The sequence below is a fragment of the Cupriavidus sp. 05N38 genome, from assembly GCF_056397345.1.
In genome coordinates this window covers 196,138-213,010 of record NZ_JBFTNF010000029.1, presented here as the reverse complement: position 1 = coordinate 213,010, position 16,873 = coordinate 196,138, and the positions used below count along the sequence as shown (strand labels likewise).

The following is a 16,873-nucleotide window of genomic DNA, read 5'->3' as shown; positions in this document are numbered from 1 at the left end:
AGGGAATCTCCGCACTGGAAGTACGTCAGTACGCAAGCAAGCCGCCCCCATGTCCCACGAACCGCTCCACCCGCCAGCGGCCGGCATCGCGCCGGCCTGTGCCGCCAACGAACCCGCCGTCCCGCACGCTGCCGCCATGGCGCCGCCGTTGCCGGCCGCGGCCTTCAGCATCGTGCTGGGGCTGGCCGTGATCGGCCGCGCGTGGCGCCACGCCAGCACGCTGTGGCAGATGCCGCATGCCATCTCCGAGACGATCCTGGCCTGCGCGGCACTGCTGTGGGCGGGGCTGCTGGTGACCTATGCCGCGCAGCTCCTGCACCGGCGCGGCGCCCTGGAAGCAGAATTCGCGCATCCGGTACGGGGCAGCACGCCGGCCCTGCTGGCCATCGCCACGCTCCAGCTGGTGCCGGCGCTGCTGCCGTATTCGCCGGCCGGCGCGTGGCTGCTGGCCGTGGCCGGCATCGGCTGGCACCTGGCCTTCGCCCTCTGGCACACCGGCAGGCTGTGGCAAGGCGGCCGCGATCCGCGCGACACCACGCCTGCGCTCTACCTGCCCACGGTGGCCGCCAACCTGGCCAGCGGCGCCACGCTGGGCGTGCTCGGCCACGCGGACTGGGGCTGGTTGTTTGTCGGGGCGGGGACCTTGTCGTGGCTGGCGCTGGAATCGCAGGTGGTTGGCCGGCTGCTGCAGCACGAGGGCATGCCGGCCTCGCAGCGGGCGCTGCTGGGCATCCAGTTCGCGCCGCCCATGGTGTGCGCGGCCGCATGCCTGGCCGTAGCCCCGCAATCGGCCCACTCGCAGTGGATCCTCATGCTGCTGGGCTACGGCCTGTTCCAGATGCTGCTCGGCCTGCGCCTGTTTCGCTGGCTTGGCGAACAGCCCTTCCACCACTTCGGCTCGTGGTCGTACACCTTCGGGCTGGCCAGCGCCGCGGTCGGCGTGCTGCAGCTGGCCCTTGCCGGCGTGCCGGCGGCGCGCGCGCTGGCCGGGCCGTTCTTCCTGGCATGCAACCTGGTCATCGGCTACCTGGCGCTGCGTACGGCGGGCCGCTTCGCCGGCAGCCTGGCGCCGCGCGCCGCCGCGCCCGCCGGCGCGGGCAGCGCTGGATGAAGCACAAACGACGATGCCCGTCCGGGGCAAGTGGAAAGCGTCCGGACTGGCTCGTAGAATCTACGAAATTCCTTGCGCCTCAGGTAACCAGTAAATGGATGTCCATTTGAATATTCACGGCCGGCAAGGGCTGGCCGGCCAGCTCTACCGCCAGTTGCGCGCGGGCATCGTCGACGGCCGGCTGGCGCCGGGCGAACGGCTTCCGTCCACCCGGGATCTCGCTACCAGGCTCGGCGTTTCGCGCAAGACCACGCTCGATGTCTTCGAGCGCCTGATCGCCGAAGGCTACCTGCGCTCGCGCGCCGGCGACGGTACCTTCGTGGCGCCCGAGATGAGCCGGCTGGCGCATCCACCTTCGCCGGCATTCCCGAGCCCGGGCTCGGGCTCGATCTGGGAAGAACTGCCGGACGCCCTGCCGCACACGGCACCGGGCGCGGCGCCTGCCTTCGACTACGTCGGCGGCGTGACCGACAAAAGCCTGTTCCCCTTCGACAAATGGCGCAGCTGCGTGGGGCACGCACTGCGGGTACAGGCACGCGGACGAGGCGCCTACCGCGACCCCGCCGGCGAGCAGGAACTGCGCCTGGCGGTGTCGCGCTACCTGGCTTTCAGCCGCGCGGTGGTCAGCAACTGGCAGGATGTCATCGTCACGCATGGCGCGCAGCAGGCCATCGACCTGCTGGCCCGCGTGGTGAGCCGCCCGGGCGACGTGGTGGCCGTGGAAGACCCCGGCTACCCGCCCGCGCGCATCGTCTTCTCCGCCGTGGGCGCACGGCTGGCTTATGTGCCGGTGGACGCGGACGGGCTGGTCGTGGACGCGCTGCCGGACAATGCGCGCATCGTCTATGTGACGCCCTCGCACCAGTTCCCGCTCGGCATGGCGATGAGCCTGGAGCGCCGGATGGCGTTGCTGGAATGGGCCCAGCGGCGCGGCGCGCTGGTGGTGGAAGACGACTACGACGGCGAATTCCGCTTCATGGGCCGGCCGATGGAGTCGCTCAAGAGCCTGGACAACGCCGGCGTGGTGGCCTACGTGGGCAGCTTCTCCAAGACCATCTTCCCCGAGCTGCGGATCGGCTACGTGATCCCCCCGGCCCCGCTCGGCAACGCCATGCGCCGCGCCAAGCAGGCGGGCGACTGGCACAGCTGCACCATGACCCAGACGGCGCTGGCCAAGTTCATGCTCGACGGCTACTTCGCCAAGCACCTGCGACGCATGCACAAGGAATACGCCGCGCGCCGCGAGGCCCTGCTCGCGCACCTAAACGGCCCGCTGGCGCCGTGGTTCACGGCCCATGCGCCAGCCGCGGGGATCCACCTGRCCGCCCACCTGAAGACGGGCGAGGACGAGCGCGCGCTGATCGTGCGCGCCGCGGCGGCCTCGATCGGCCTGTACGGCATCTCCGGCATGTACGCCGGGCGCCAGGCCGAGCCGGGGCTGCTGTTCGGCTATGGCGGCATCGGCGTCGCCGACATCCATGCCGGCATGGAAAAGCTGGCCGGCGTGATGGCGGCGTGATGGCGGCGTGAGGGCGGCCGGCACGTGGTCCGTGTACCGCCCGGCCGCGCCACTGGTTACCTCAAATTACAGAAAACTGGCTCTTTTGAATAGCCAGTACGCGTCCTAATCTTGTTCCTGTCGCGCCCCATCCCGGCGGCGCAAACGAGGAGCAAAGCATGGAACAACGTCTCGACTTCTACAAAGCCAGCCCCGCCGCCATCAAGGCCCTGATCGGCCTGGAAGAGCGCATCGCCAAGAGCGGGCTGGAAAAACCGCTGGTGGAACTGGTGCGCCTGCGCGCCTCGCAGATCAACGGCTGCGCCTACTGCGTCGACCTGCATACCACCGACGCGCGCAAGGGCGGCGAAGACGACCGCCGCCTGGCCACCCTGTCGGTCTGGCGCGAAACCCCGTTCTTCAGCGAGCGCGAGAAGGCCGCGCTGGCCTGGACCGAGGCCGTCACGCTGGTCTCCGAAAGCCATGTGCCCGACGCTGCCTGGGACGCCGTGCGCCCGCACTTCGACGATGCCGAACTGGTCGACCTGACACTGCTGATCTCCGCCATCAATAGCTGGAACCGCTTCGCCATCTCGTTCCGCAAGCTGCCGGCCTGAGCGGGAGACGCCGATCATGACCCGTTCGAACAGCGGGCGGGCGATGCCCCGCCTCATCATCGCCGCCTTCGTGCCGGCCATGCTGGCCCTGGCCGGCGCCGGCCAGGCCCGCGCCCACACGCCGGACGGCAAGCCCGGCCACGCCGAGGAAAGCGTGCAGCCGGTAATGAAGCAGGCGATTCCGGAAGCAGGCGGCAAGAACGTGCTGCTGGCCACGGTCACCTTCGCGCCCGGCCAGGAATCCACGCCGCACGTCCATCCAGGCTCGATCTTCGCCTACGTGCTCGAAGGCTCAGTGGTGTCGCAGCTCGGCGGCGAGCCGGCCAAGACCTACGCCAGGGGCCAGAGCTGGTACGAGCCGCCCGGCGCGCAGCACCTCGTCACGCGCAACGCCAGCAAGACCAGGCCGGCCAGGTTGCTGGTATTCGCCATCGCCGCCGAAGGCGAGCCGATCAAGCGCCCGCTACCTCAGTAAGCCGCGGGAACGGGCTGCGCGCGGGGGAGCCGCCGTCCGGCCCATCACGCCCGCGCATCGCTTGCCTGCCGCCCTCGCCACGCCTAGGCGGGCGCGCGGCGGAACGCGATACCGAAGCGGTTCAGGCTATTGACCGCCGTGACCAGCAAGGTCAGGTCCACCATCTCCCGCTCGGAAAACTGCGGCCGCACCGCATCCCAGACCTCGTCCGGCACATGCGTGTCGGCCACGCGCGTCACCGCCTCGGCCCACGCCAGCGCCGCCCGCTCGCGGTCGGTATAGAGCGTCGTCTCGCGCCACACTTCCAGCAAATCGATCCGTATCGCCATCTCGCCGTCCTTGCGTGCTCGCGCGGAGTGCAGATCGATGCAATAGGGGCAGCCGTTGATCTGCGATACCCGCAGGCGCACCAGGTCCGCCAGCGAATGCTCGAGCCGGTAGCGCTCGCTGCGCCGGTCGAGGCGAAGCAATAGTTCGGTGCTGGTCCGGTTGGCCCGGTAACTGTCGAGGCGCAATGCCATCCCTGTCTCCCCTGCGCGGCCCGGCCGGACGGCCGGACCCATGGCACAGCCTAGTTTCGGCTGGCCGCGTCGACAATAGCCATTTGGTGGCCATTTGGTGGCCATTTGGGGTAGCCAGTGCCAGCTGCCCGCGGCACCGCCGCCCGGCAGGCGGCGCCGGCTAGGCGGGACCGTTCTCGCCGGGCACCGCCGCCCGGCAGGCGGCGCCGGCTAGGCGGGACCGTTCTCGCCGGGCACCGCCGGCGCGGCGCGCGCCTTGCGCGTCACGCTCTTGACGGGAATGCCGACCACCGTGTCCGCGCCGTCGGGGCCAAGCGCCCGGCTCAGCGCCGCGGGCTTCTCCACCAGGTCTTGCAGGCTATAGGAGTCCAGCACTTCGAAGTAGGCCCGCAGCGCCGCGGAAAGCACCCCGCGCAGGCCGCACACGCGCGTGATCACGCAATGGTTGTCGTCGCCCTGGAAGCACTCCACCAGGCTGAAGTCCGACTCCATGGTGCGGATCACCTCCCCCACGTTGATCTCGGCCGCGGGCCGGCCCAGCTCGATGCCGCCCGCGCGCCCGCGCACGGTGTGCAGGAAGCCAGCCTGCCCAAGCTTCTGCACGATCTTGATCAAGTGGTTCTTGGGAATGTCGAACGCATCGGCGATACGCTGGATGGTGACGAGCTCGCCCGGGTAGACCGCGACGTAGATCAGGGTCCGCAGACTGTAGTCGGTGTAGTCGGTCAGTCTCATGGAAAGTGCTCCTCCGCCGTGCGGATCGTGATGCGATTTGCGTGGCAGCCAGGAAGCGCCTGCTGCGGGCGTTGCGCCCTCGGGTGACGGCAGGCGCAGTCTAACATGGACACTTCATGCATCTTTTGCAATGCCGCAAATTTATGTTGCACAGCAAATGCATGTTTAATAAAATGGGTTCCAGGGCGTCGCGAACAGATCGAGATCGCACGCCACCACCGCCCAACGTTGCGGACCCATTCGTCTTATTTGTTGCATTAACTGTATATCTTTGGAGGTTGCCGTGCTGTCCGAAAAATCGAGACCCCTGATCGATGCGAGCGTACCCGTCCTGCGGGAACATGGCCTTGCCATTACCACCACGTTCTATCGCAATATGTTCGCCGACAGGCCCGAGCTGACCAACCTGTTCAACATGGGCAACCAGGCCAATGGTTCGCAGCAGCAATCGCTCGCCTCCGCCGTGTTCGCCTATGCCGCCAACTATGGCGACAACAGCGCGCTGGCCCCCGTGGTCAGCCGCATCGTGCACAAGCACGCCTCGGTCGGCATCAAGCCCAGCCACTACGCCGTCGTCGCCCGCCACCTGATCGGCGCCATCGGCGAAGTGCTTGGCGACGCCGCCACGCCCGAACTCGTCGCCGCCTGGGACGAAGCCTACTGGCTGCTCGCCGCCGAACTGATCGCCGCCGAGACCCGCCTGTACGAGCGCGCCAACACCGGCCCCGACCATCGCCAGCCGGTACGCATCATCGCCCGCGAAGAACAAAGCGCCGACATCACATCCTTCACCTTCGAAGCCGTCGGCGGCACCACGCTGGTCGACTTCCTGCCCGGCCAGTACATCTCCGTGGTGGTGGAACTGTCGCACGGCGTCTTCCAGCAGCGCCAGTACAGCCTGTCCGACGCGCCCAACGGCCGCACCTGGCGCATCTCCGTCAAGCGCGACCGCGGCGACGGTGCCGACCTGCCCGCCGGCGCGGTCTCCAGCTGGCTGCACGACAACGCCAAGGTAGGCGACGTCCTGATGGTCAGCCAGCCCTTCGGCGACTTTGCGCCCAGCATCGAGCCCAGCACCCCGATCGTGCTGCTCTCCGCCGGCGTCGGCGTCACGCCCATGATCTCGGCGCTCAACGCCGTCGCCCAGCGCAACCCCGCCCGCAAGGTCGTCTTCGGCCACGCCGCGCGCATGGTCTCGCACGTCGCCCATATCAAGGACGTCAGGCACGCCGCACGCCAGTTGCCCCAGTTGCGCACGCACTTCTTCCTGGAATCCGGAGAGCAAGCCGAGTTCCTGGCCCAGCCCGCCCTGCCCGGCCGCATGGACATCGACGCCATCTTCGCCGGCGACGACCTCGCCGACGCGGACTTCTACCTCTGCGGCCCGCTGCCCTTCATGCAGGCGCAACGCGCCGCGCTGGAAGCGCGCGGCGTGAAGGCCGAGCGCGTGCACCGCGAGGTGTTCGGGCCGGATCTGCTGGACGGGTTGTTGTAAGGGGATGGCCCGGGCCGATGCTGGCGATGGCCGGCTACGGCGCGCAGGCAATTTTCGGAACGATCCAGGCGGCGAATCAAAATTTTCCGACCATCTGCCCGGGGCATCCAGCATCTAATCGGGAGACCAGAGGACACCAAGCCAGATCTCCCGATGCGAACACTTACCAGACTTGAGAACTACCAGGACGACGCCGGCAACACAGTACGCTACGAGAAGACCTTGGATCGCGGCGTCAAGGTCCTGTTCAGGGGACAGCACAATACGCTGGTCGTCAAACCTGACGCCCTGCTGCCGGGTCTGACGATCATGTTTGACTGCGATCATGGGTACTGCGAAATAGGCAACAACGCATTCAAAGGAACAATCCGCGTCGGACACTACAGCAAGGTCGCCATAGGCGACCACGTCACGTGTACTTCGGACTGCTATATCTCGACCGCCGAGTATGCAACCGTTGCCATTGGCAATGACTGCATGCTCGCCTCCGGCATCGAGATCCGGGCCGACGACGCGCACCCCATCTTCGATGTCGATAGCGGCGAGCGTATCAACCTCCCGCGCCCCATCCACATAGGCGACCATGTGTGGCTGGGCGCGCGCTCCGTGGTTCTGGGCGGCGCGCAGATCGGAGACGGAAGCGTCATCGGGCTGGGTAGCGTGGTCAAGGGCACGATCCCGAACAACTGCGTGGCGGCGGGTATCCCCGCCAAGGTCATTCGCCGCAACTGCGCCTGGGAGCGACCCCACCTGACCCTAAGCAAGCCGTACTACAAGCCGAATGTGCATGCCGTCGACAAATCTCCATAGTGGCATCGCACCAAGGACGATTGAGGCGGGCGCCGTTGTCCTTCTTACGGCGTGCCGGCCAGCGGGGTCTTCACCAAATGAACCAGGCCCCCGCTCGTGAACAGGCGCAGCAAATGCGTACCGGCGGGTCCTTGCACATCGACCTGCGCAGCCGACATCATCGCGCTGGTTCGCGTCACGCCCTGGCAATGGATCCGCAGCGACACCCTGTATTCGCCCGCAGGCACCTCCGCCAAGTCCACGCCCTTGTGCTGGTAGGTGCAGAACCAGCCCTTGTCGTAGTTGACGAAGCCGCCATCATAGAGTTCGCGTGTCAAGCCCGGCCGATTGGCCTTGGCAAGCGGAATCTCGATGTCGCCAGGGCCGCCGTGGAGTATCAGAAAAGAAGATATGTCCTGGTACTCGCCACAGCTAAGGCCACGCAGCACGGCGACACCTTCGGGAAATAACCTGCCGCCCTCGATGCGGACGCGCCGCAGCGCGGCGATCGGCGTCACCTCCGGATACGTCGGTGGCCCGGCATCGTCTCCGATCATCTCCGTATAACCAAAGCGCGGTACGGCGCCCGCCGCCAGGCTGTAGAAGATGCCGAGCAGCAGCGGGACATTATGCTGGGTGACCTGGTTGTGCTCGCGCACCAGGCGCGAACGCGAGACCAGCAGGTTGAAGTTCGAGCATCTGACAAAGCCGCCCAGGTTCGGCACGATTTCCGCGGCGAACTGCGGGTCGGACGGCGAGGTCAGCAGGTAGACGTTCTTGTTGTCGCAGGCGGCGCCGGCGAGCGCCTCGGGCAGCAGGCGATCCAGCACCCGGACCTTCTCCTCATCCGCCTCCCCCATCATATGGGCGGCCACGACGGGCCAGTTGCGCGCGATATACGACCCGATCCGAAACTGCGGCACGGTGGCAACAATGTTGTCGAACCCGTGCTTCATGCCGAAGTACAGAGCGGCTGAGCCTCCCTTGGAAAATCCCGCCAGCGTGCACTGGTTCTTCGTGAGCCCAAGCTCGTCGAGCACGGCGTCGATCAGCGCGAATACCGCCGCCTCGATGCTGAAATCCATGTCCTTGCACACGTAGTACGCACAATGGCCGTCAAACTGGTCCTTGATCCACAATACGTCGGCCGGACAGTCCTGCAACGCGTGCTCGAAATCATAGGTGAACTCGCCAAGCCCGAAGCCGGAAAACACCACGATGAGATGCCTGGCATCGTACTTGCGGCGCTTGCGCCTGAAGGTGACCTCGATGCCGTCCACCATGCGCTTCTGCTCTTTCATGTCCTGTCCTCGCAAAGTTTCCAGTTCCTCCCACAATTCCACTACGCCGCCATCCCGGCTCGCACGCTCTGGCGGCCGCTGCCGGATCGAGTCATCCCGCGGCAGCGCCTCCCGGCTGCCGGACGCTTCCCGCCCCGGACTTGCGCCATGTCGCCTTCACGCCCGTTTCATCGCGCTCAACAGGTTGGAGGCGTTGAGCTGGTCCCAGCTGTGCGCGGGTGCCTCGTCGGCGTGAAACCTGAGCAAGGCAGACCAGCTTGCGGCCGCTTCGCTCCAGTTCCTCGTAAGCTGAGCGACTTCCGCGCGCAGCAGCCACTCCTGCGCGCAATTCGGTCCCCGCACTCCGCGCCGGCGCAGAACCTTCATGGCGTCCTCCACGCGACCGGTCATGCGGTATGCCCGCGCCAGCCGGTACGGTGCCACCTCGGGCCCGTCGAGCAGCGACTTCCAGACCGCGACCGCACGCTCCCAGTCACGGCGGGCGAGAGCGAGTTCGCCGTCCTCCATCTGCATCGCCGCGCTATCGGGATAGTGCGCCAGCAGAATCGACAGCACCGCCCGCGCCTTGTCGAACTGATTCTGATAACGCAGCGCCCGCAGATAGGCACAGGCAACGGCTTCCGGCATTACCGCCGCGTCCGGGAACGCTTGTTCGAATCCCGCGACGGCCTTCGACCATGACTTGCGGTCGAATGCCAGCATCGCGCTTTCCAGCTGGCACACGGCGTCGCCCGGGGACTGTCTCTCGCCCGCCAGCAGCTGTGCCTGTGCCGCGTCCGGATCCCCCATGTTGCGGTAAGCCCGCGCCAGCAGCCCACGCAAGCCGAACGATTTGATCTCTGCATCGGCAAGCCCGTCGATCTCATTGCGCAAGCACGCTATGAGCGCGGGCCAGCGCTGTTGCTGCGCAAGCACACCAGCCTGGTTGCCAATCCGGAACGCCAGCGGCAAGCTCTCTGCGATCCCTGGCTCCCCCATCAGGCACGCCCAGCGCTCGCCACCGGGCGGAGCCAGCCGTGCCACCAGCCGCCATTCGTCCAGCGTCCGAGCTCGCGTGGCCTGCGGCGCGGCCAGCGCCTTCCATGCCTGCTCCGGCTTCCCGCCGGCCTCGTACGCCTGCGCCAGCCTGCAGGCAACGTCTTCCACGTCCGACTGCACCGCTTGCCAGGCCTCGACCGCCTCGTCCCAACGCTGCGCCGCCATGGCCACCTCGGCATGTTCGACACGCAGTGCGGCACTGTCGCGGCGCCGCGGCAGCAAGAGCGCCACTGCTTCACGCGCGGAATTGATCTTGCTGCTCTTGCGCAATGCCTGGACGTAGCGCACGGCAAGGCTGAGCGGCATGTCAGCAATGTCGGGGAAAGCCAGGGCGATCTGACGGGCAGCTTTCTCCCAGTTGCCCCGCACGCTGGCCAGGCGGGCGATCTCGCAGCGGCAGGCCGGATCGCTCGCGGTATGCTTTTCGTAGGCGACCAATTGCTGATGCGCGCGGTCGAAGTTCTTCTCGTGCCGGTAGGCCTGCGCAAGCACCAGATGGGGTTTGTAGCGCCGGAGTTCCGTGAGCGAGAATGCCGGCATTGCCGATCGCAGGGCCTCGGCCGCCTGCCGCCAGTCACCGCCCGCCGCGTGGGCCAACGCGCGGCACAGCAATTGCATGTGTGCAGAAAGCTGGCCATAGGCCGGGGAAGACAGAAGCCGGGCCGCCTCATGCCCCCGGCGTTGCGGCACATGGCAGATCAACAATCCGGCCAGTGCCGATGCATCGTCTGCGACCAATGCCTGCCACGCCTGCGCGGCGGACGCCCAGTCGTGTTCGGCGGTAAGCAGTTCCGCCCGCTCGCGCCGCCCGGGCGCTGAATGGATGGCATCGCCGGCGGAATCGGCCTCGATAACCGCTCGTGCCCGGCCCAGCTTGCCTTGCTCCCTGAGCGCCTGCGCCAGCGCTAGCCGTGCGGCGGCGCGCATGCTGCCGCAGTCGTGCTGTAGCAACGCCGACCAGCGTTGCTCGGCCAACCGCCATCGCCTGCCTGCGCTGGCCTGCGCGGCATAGCCCCGCAACGTGTGCGGATCGGCCTGCGCTTCGTCATAGGGCTGGTCCAGCGCCACCACCGCCTGATAAGTCCGCTCGCAGTTGCGGCCGTCCCGAAACGGAAAGGTCGCGTCGATCCGGGCGCTGACCTCCGGATCCGGCCGGCATCCGCTGGCCAGCATCCGTCCCAGTGCCTCAAGCAGCGCCGCCTCGCTGACGGCCACCGGGCCGAAGCCGTCGCGCCGATAGTCGAAGTAGCCCGGCGCATAGGTATGCAGGCCGGAAAATATCTCATCCTCGTCGAACTGGTAGTAGATGGTGGGCTTGCCCTGTACCGCCATGTCGAACGCGACCGAGGAATAGTCGGTGATCATGAGCGACGCCGCACCAAGCAATGGCTGGATGCCGGCGGCCGCATGCCCGATCACCTTGACGAAGGCGGGTATGTGGAATTGCGCCATGTACGGCTGGATATTGGCATGCGGGAAAAACACCACGGCGTAGCCATACTGCTCGCTGAGCCGGCGCAGCGCCTCGCTGCGCAGCAGGCCGCCCCATGCCCTGGCAAAGCGTGTCTCGGAAAAATCGTGATTGAGGCCACGCGCGCTGCCGGCCACGGTGGACTGGCCCACGACGCTTTTGCGCCAGGTCGGCATGATCAAGATCATCTTGTCCTCGCGCGCGCAGGACAACAGCTTGTCATGGCGCGGCAGCCCGGTCAGCACCACTTCCTTGCGTCCGTACTTATAGCGAGAGCCATCCCCGGCGATGGACTCGTACTCGAAGCGGCTCGTGGTGACGAAGCAGTCGATCCTGCGCTTGCGGTTCAGCCAGCCCGACAGGTCGTCCTTGATGACACCGTGCTGGAGAAAGACGAAATGCTTGCCGTCCAGCGTCTTCGGCCCGAGGTAGTCGGTGACGTAGACATCCGCGTGGGAACTGATCAGCTTGGCGCAAGTGCGCAGCGCCCGCTTGTGTTCCTCGCTGCCGAAGGCCAGGAGCCGGAACCCGTCCTGCTGCAGGCGCCGCCAGTCGTGCGAGTCCTTGCGCAACACGAAATAGGCTTCGCGCTCCGGGCGCGCGTGCAACAGATAACGGTAGAAATGCTCGGCATTGTCATCGGCCTGAATGTCCCGGTCCATCACCAGCCAGGCCCCGGCATAGGCGTTGCCGCTATCCGGCTTCGCCGCAGCCGCCGCGAAATGCTCAACGATGGCGCTTGCCGGCACGCCGTCGCGGTGCTGCGCACCAGCCAGGTTGATGCGCGCCTGCTGGTCGCCCACATGCAGCCTGAGCGTACCCGTATCCCGAGGCAGGTGGATCCACAACCGCCGCTCGCAAACGAAACTGCTGTTCACGAAGTCGTGCCCGACGGACTTGGCGAAGGCCGGAATCCGCTCCACGCCGTCCAGCGTGACGATCTCGACATCCTGCGCATGGCAGAAGTAACGGATCTGGACCTGCCTCTTGGGGGCATCGAACGATTCGACATAGGCGATCTGTTGCTGGGGCGGCAAGCCCTTGAAGCACGCAAGCATGCCCACCTTGTGATAGAACCAGCAGCCGGCCAGCTCGAAATCCTGGATGGTCTTTCTGTCGATATGGCGAAATACTGCGCGGACCAGTTCCTCGAAGCGCGATTTCTGCTCGGGCGAGAGGAACCCGACGACGTCGGGTCGATCGACTATCTGGCGGACATACCAGACCATGTCGTAGACGATCGTCCTCTGCACATGGACCGGAACATGGCCCAGTTCCCGCATGCAGGTTTCCAGCAACTTGAGATAGCCGTTCTGGAGCACGGCTCCGTAGCGGCCGGGATGGGTCCACGAGGAATCCAGCGTGGAGCTGCCGTCCTCGCGCTTGCGATAGTAGTAGATCGCTTTCGGCAGGAATCCCACCGTTCCTTGTCGCAAGCTGGCGAGGAACAGCCCGATAAAGAGGCCGTCCTCGAAGTTCGGCCTGACGGACTCGTCGAACGCCAACCCGGCTTTCCTGATGTCCTGTACCGAAAAGATCGACGAGCTTGCCGACAACTGGAAATTCTTCTTCAGGTCATGGTGGTCCAGTATCTGCTCGCCTGCGGCGAAGCGGTAGCGCAGCGGATGCGTGTCGCTGTATTGCTTCCCGCTCTCGTGATAGAAAACCAGGTTGCACGCGACCATCTTCACGCGGCTGTTGCGATGGCGGTGCAGAAAATCATCGGCTTCGAGAAAGAAGCGAGAATCGACGAAATCATCCGGATCGAGAAACGTCACCCAGTCCGTCCGGACATGCTGAAGCCCAAGGTTGCGGGCCGAAGCCTGGCCGCCGTTTTCCTTGTGGATGTAGCGGATGTTGCCCGGATACCGCCTGCGCCATCTTTCGATGCTCGTGGCGGAGTCGTCGGTCGAGCCGTCGTCCACCACGACCACATCGATATGGCGGATGAAGTCGAGTTCCTGATTGACCAGGCTGGCGAAATACTCGTCCAGGTACTTGCCCACGTTGTAGACCGCCGACACAACGGTGTACCGGTCGTGCCCGGGCTGGCGCCTCGGCTGCACGAGCCCGAGGTCCCGCATGTACTTGCGCATGCCGCGCGCCCGCTTCAGATACATGTCGACGAAAAACAACCTCGGGTCCCGCCGCAACTTCCTCAGTTTCCTATTGATCATTTCTCTTACTCAAGTCTTTCTGGCTTCCCCGCCGATGCCGAGCCTCGCTCGGCTCCCCGTCCCGTTTCCAAATTCCCGTGCCGGGCCGCGCGGCTATCCGATGCCGGGCAGGATCTCCCTTGCCGGCCCGCTCAGCAGATCCAGTATCAGCAGGCTGGCCAGGCACCCCAACTGCGCGCCGAGCCGTCTCGTCCGGGCGGCGGGCACCGCGTATTCATCCAGCGTCGTGTCCGCGTAGAACGAGGAATTGATCTGCGAGGCATAGGCCACGTATCCGCGCAGCCGCTGGCAGGCGGCCACGTCGACCTGCCTGGACGCCGACCAGAACTGGTCCAGCGCGCCCTGGAAGGTCACGCCCTCTTTTGCATAGAAGCAGCGCCCCAGCGCGATCACCGGCACACCGTGGAAAAGCGCCTGCAAACCAGTGGTCGAGTTGATCGTCACCAGTCCCCGGCAACGCTGCAGCAACGTCGGCAAGTGCGCATCATGGACATAGCGCACCCGCCCTTCCACGCCAAAGCGGCGCGCGCAACTGCGGATCGTGCCCGCATAGTCCGTATGGCCACGATCCATCGGGTGATGCTTGAAGACGAGCACGCTGTCCCGCGGCGCATGCCTGGCGAACGAGAACATCGTCCACTCGATAAAATCGCCTACGCGCCGCCACGGACTGGCGGCGCGGATCTGGCTGTCGTTGTAGACCTGCAGTGCCACGACGAAGAATGGCTCCGGTTCGCCCGAAAACAGGTGTCGCACCTGAGGCCGCTCAAGCCACCGGTACGCATGCTTGCGGTATCCGGCCCTTATCCAGCAAGCCAGTTCCCTGATGCCAAACGGCTTGTGATGGCGGTAATGCGGATAATTCGCGGAGGCGACCACGCCGGCGGCGAAATACCAGAACGAGTACCAGGCCATCCAGGCGAAGGCATGGCGGAAGTGGCGTCCCGCAGCGGGCATCCGCACGGCCGGCATCTRCTGCGCCCGCATCGGCGCCAGCCCCGAGCGCGCGTTGACGCCACCGGCTTCGAGCGTGATGTGGTCCGGCCGGATATAGCCTTCTTCGAACACCCAGAAGGCAATGCCTGCCTGCGCGGCAGCGCGCGCGGCGATGCGGTGCGGACGCCGGCAGTCACCGAACGCTATGACGGCATCGATGCGCTTTTCCCGCAGCGTGGCTTGCAGGAAACCTGCCAGCGACGCCATGGCCCCGCGGAAGCGAAGGACGTTGCGGCCGCGGTAAAAGAGGTCGTCGCCACCGTTGAAATTGACTTTCCAGACTTCGCAGCCCGCAGCGGCGAGTTGATCCCGCAAGCGCGCGAAGAACGGCCCGTTCGGTCCCTGCAGCAGCAGGATGCGACGATACTGCGCCAGCCGCTGGAAGGCAGCCCGGGCGGGCTGCGCCTGCGCACCGCCTGAATATTCTCTCCCTGACCGAGATGCATACATAGCTTTACTCCCCATACTTGCTGCCACCGGAATCCCGCACCGGCTACCATCCACCGCGATAGGCAAACCTGAATGTCTTCGCCAGTTCACGTGCCTTGCGGCACTGCCGCCAAAGCCAGTGGCTGCCGATCGCCCGCGGGCCCCGCGAGCGCTCCGCCAGGTGTGCGACCACGTCCTCGGCCGCGCAGAAGCCGTCGATGCCGGGCAGGCGATAACGCGGATAGCAGCACAGCGCGACATAGACCAGATGCTCCACCGACAGGCGGCGAGACCGCCGGGATATCGCCAGCCTGTCCACCGTCAAGCCCCAGCCTGCATAGAACGGCTGCCCATGGCAATGCACCTCCTTGCCATGCAGCAGGGCTTCGAATCCGGCCAGCGATGTCATGACATGCACGGCGTCCGCTGCCTGGATGCAGGCATTGATGCTTGCCTGCGCGGCGGTCTGATCGGCCAGCGCGTGCAGTTCATCGGCATCGATGCGGCCCGGGCGATTCCCGGCCACCACATCGGGATGCGGCTTGTAGACAATCCACGCCTGCGGGTTTTCCGCGCGCACCGTGGCCAGCAGATCTCGATTGCGCTGGATCGCCGGCGATCCGTCCAGCAGCGATGCGTCGCCTTCCACCTGCCCGGCCACGAGCAGCACCTTGCGTCCGGCGCTCTGCGGGGTCAGGGAGAAGCCCCCGCCCACGTTGTACTTGCTGATACCTTGGCGCACCAGGCTTTCACGCAAGCGCATCGCCCGCAGCCACTCGGCCTCGCCGAGCGCGACCGTGGCCAGCATGGTTTCGAGCAGGCACGGCTCCCGCGGGTCGTAATGGATGCCCGGCCCGTCCAGCGCCAGCGATAGCGGGCCGTGCAGGTCGGAGCCGAGCCCGGCGGAACGGACGAAACCATCCTCCACGCGCAATACGGGAATGGCCGCCGCGGCCGCATATGCCCGCAGTGCGGGATTGCGGCTGCCCCACACCACAAGCCGCGCGCCGGCCGGCAAACGCGCAATCTGATCTTCTGCAAGATCCCGGGCAAACTTCAGCCGGCTCGACGGCGTATCCAGGAAGCGCCGGACCATGGCGCGCTTCCACGCGCTCATGCCGACGCAATAGAACGTGCCCCGGCACTGCTCGTTCGCAGCCTTGTTGCGCGCCAGCCATTCGATGGCGTCGAACAGCGTGGCGGGGCGGCCGCTGACAGGATGGGCATAACGCGCGTAGCGCAGGTAGGCCGCCAGGAACAAATGCGCGAGCGGACGCTGTCCGTCGCGGCCCGCGCGCCGCGCGCGCAATGCGGCGCCCTCCGGGTGCCGGTCGTCCGTGAGTCCCCAGCCCGCGTACCACGGCTTGCCGAAGCAGACGACGGATTTTCCGAGCATCAGGGCCTCGAAGCCCATATGCGATGTAACGACATAGACGCGGTCGAACTGCTCGATCAAGGAGAGCGGACAACAATCCCGCGCCAGCCAGCGTATCCGCGAATTCTCGCTGCTGCCTTGTGCGAGATAGCCTGCCTTGTGCCCGGAGACGACCTCCGGATGGGTCTTGACCCAAACCTCTGCCCCCGGGTCGTCGTCGAGCGCCGCCCGCAGCATGGCCGCAAACGTCTCGGCATCCGCGCCGCCCAGCAACACGGACATGTCGCCATGCGTCTGGTCCACCACCAGCACGCGCCGCGACACGCTGCGCGGTGGCAGGGAGAACACCGGCGCATGGTTGTACTTGGAAAGCCGGTGGCGCACCACCAGGGCAAGGCCGCGCTGCGCCTCGGCCAGCGCCGGCTGGTCTGGCGCGGTGTCGCGGATCAACAGTTCGAGTTGCGACGGCTGGCGAGCGTCGTAGTAAATGCCGGCCTCGTCCACCACCAGCGACAAGGGCGCCTCCCGGCTGCCCGGCGCGACCGAACGCAGGAAGCCATCCTCCAGCGCCAGGTATGGCAGCTCCAGTTCCCGCGCCAGCCGCACCGCCCGCTGCGCGCTGGGCCGCCTGCCCCAGCCCGCTACCGCGGCGAGCGCGCCGGTTTCGTGGCGCCGGCGCAGCACGGCACGGCATGGCTTGCCGAGAAAAGCCGCCAGGTGGGGAATCATGAGAATCCCGGGCGAAACGATGCCCACGCTCTCTCCAGCCCTGCCTTCCCATCCGCCAGTTCCGCCCATCGTTCCTCTCCCATCGGCGCGTCCACGCTGTCGGCGGCGCAGCTCGA

Annotated in this window: 12 protein-coding genes; 6 read left to right on the top strand and 6 right to left on the bottom strand. The window is 66.4% G+C overall.

What is annotated here, in order from left to right:
- Positions 1-49: 49 nt before the first annotated feature.
- From AC1DK4_RS21465 to AC1DK4_RS21450, 4 genes are all read left to right on the top strand, one after another.
- Positions 50-1,111, top strand: a complete 1,062-nt coding sequence (locus AC1DK4_RS21465; protein WP_441623632.1) for an SLAC1 family transporter — start codon at positions 50-52, stop codon at positions 1,109-1,111.
- Positions 1,112-1,205: 94 nt separating this feature from the next.
- The gene (gene pdxR / locus AC1DK4_RS21460) at positions 1,206-2,630 is read left to right on the top strand and encodes a MocR-like pyridoxine biosynthesis transcription factor PdxR (RefSeq protein WP_477131772.1); all 1,425 of its coding nucleotides are present in this window, start codon (positions 1,206-1,208) and stop codon (positions 2,628-2,630) included.
- A 158-nt stretch (positions 2,631-2,788) separates the two neighbouring features.
- Complete coding sequence (locus AC1DK4_RS21455; RefSeq protein ID WP_441615752.1) at positions 2,789-3,226, top strand: carboxymuconolactone decarboxylase family protein; 438 nt, start codon at positions 2,789-2,791, stop codon at positions 3,224-3,226.
- A gap of 16 nt (positions 3,227-3,242) precedes the next feature.
- On the top strand, positions 3,243-3,701 hold the full coding sequence (locus tag AC1DK4_RS21450; RefSeq protein ID WP_441615754.1) for a cupin domain-containing protein: 459 nt from the start codon (positions 3,243-3,245) through the stop codon (positions 3,699-3,701).
- A gap of 83 nt (positions 3,702-3,784) precedes the next feature.
- Here AC1DK4_RS21450 and AC1DK4_RS21445 read toward each other — a convergent pair whose 3' ends face one another.
- Together AC1DK4_RS21445 and AC1DK4_RS21440 are read right to left on the bottom strand one after the other, a co-directional pair.
- Positions 3,785-4,222: a carboxymuconolactone decarboxylase family protein gene (locus AC1DK4_RS21445; protein WP_441615755.1), complete on the bottom strand. Its 438-nt coding sequence runs from the start codon at positions 4,220-4,222 to the stop codon at positions 3,785-3,787.
- A 210-nt stretch (positions 4,223-4,432) separates the two neighbouring features.
- Positions 4,433-4,957, bottom strand: coding sequence for an RrF2 family transcriptional regulator (locus tag AC1DK4_RS21440; RefSeq protein WP_441615757.1), 525 nt, complete (start codon positions 4,955-4,957; stop codon positions 4,433-4,435).
- A gap of 283 nt (positions 4,958-5,240) precedes the next feature.
- On the opposite strand from AC1DK4_RS21440, the gene AC1DK4_RS21435 reads away from it, so the two are divergent.
- Positions 5,241-6,452 carry a globin domain-containing protein gene (locus AC1DK4_RS21435; RefSeq protein ID WP_441615759.1) on the top strand — a complete coding sequence of 404 codons (1,212 nt, stop codon included), beginning with the start codon at positions 5,241-5,243 and terminating at the stop codon, positions 6,450-6,452.
- A gap of 153 nt (positions 6,453-6,605) precedes the next feature.
- Positions 6,606-7,262, top strand: a complete 657-nt coding sequence (locus AC1DK4_RS21430) for an acyltransferase (RefSeq protein ID WP_441615761.1) — start codon at positions 6,606-6,608, stop codon at positions 7,260-7,262.
- Between the two features lie 44 nt (positions 7,263-7,306).
- Here AC1DK4_RS21430 and AC1DK4_RS21425 read toward each other — a convergent pair whose 3' ends face one another.
- From AC1DK4_RS21425 to AC1DK4_RS21410, 4 genes are all read right to left on the bottom strand, one after another.
- Positions 7,307-8,542, bottom strand: coding sequence for a hypothetical protein (locus tag AC1DK4_RS21425; RefSeq protein WP_441615763.1), 1,236 nt, complete (start codon positions 8,540-8,542; stop codon positions 7,307-7,309).
- Positions 8,543-8,698: 156 nt separating this feature from the next.
- Positions 8,699-13,204 carry a CDP-glycerol glycerophosphotransferase family protein gene (locus AC1DK4_RS21420; RefSeq protein WP_477131771.1) on the bottom strand — a complete coding sequence of 1,502 codons (4,506 nt, stop codon included), beginning with the start codon at positions 13,202-13,204 and terminating at the stop codon, positions 8,699-8,701.
- Positions 13,205-13,321: 117 nt separating this feature from the next.
- Complete coding sequence (locus AC1DK4_RS21415) at positions 13,322-14,740, bottom strand: capsule biosynthesis protein (protein ID WP_477131770.1); 1,419 nt, start codon at positions 14,738-14,740, stop codon at positions 13,322-13,324.
- Positions 14,718-16,784: a capsular polysaccharide biosynthesis protein gene (locus AC1DK4_RS21410; RefSeq protein WP_441615768.1), complete on the bottom strand. Its 2,067-nt coding sequence runs from the start codon at positions 16,782-16,784 to the stop codon at positions 14,718-14,720. The genes AC1DK4_RS21415 and AC1DK4_RS21410 overlap by 23 nt, the downstream gene beginning before the upstream one ends.
- Between the last annotated feature and the right edge of the window lie 89 nt (positions 16,785-16,873).

Bases quoted from the DNA above. Each gene is read 5' to 3' on its own strand.
- AC1DK4_RS21465 (WP_441623632.1), top strand. From the start codon at position 50: ATGTCCCACGAACCGCTCCACCCGCCAGCGGCCGGCATCGCGCCGGCC.
- AC1DK4_RS21455 (WP_441615752.1), top strand. From the start codon at position 2,789: ATGGAACAACGTCTCGACTTCTACAAAGCCAGCCCCGCCGCCATCAAG.
- AC1DK4_RS21450 (WP_441615754.1), top strand. From the start codon at position 3,243: ATGACCCGTTCGAACAGCGGGCGGGCGATGCCCCGCCTCATCATCGCC.
- AC1DK4_RS21445 (WP_441615755.1), bottom strand. From the start codon at position 4,222: ATGGCATTGCGCCTCGACAGTTACCGGGCCAACCGGACCAGCACCGAA.
- AC1DK4_RS21440 (WP_441615757.1), bottom strand. From the start codon at position 4,957: ATGAGACTGACCGACTACACCGACTACAGTCTGCGGACCCTGATCTAC.
- AC1DK4_RS21430 (WP_441615761.1), top strand. From the start codon at position 6,606: ATGCGAACACTTACCAGACTTGAGAACTACCAGGACGACGCCGGCAAC.
- AC1DK4_RS21425 (WP_441615763.1), bottom strand. From the start codon at position 8,542: ATGAAAGAGCAGAAGCGCATGGTGGACGGCATCGAGGTCACCTTCAGG.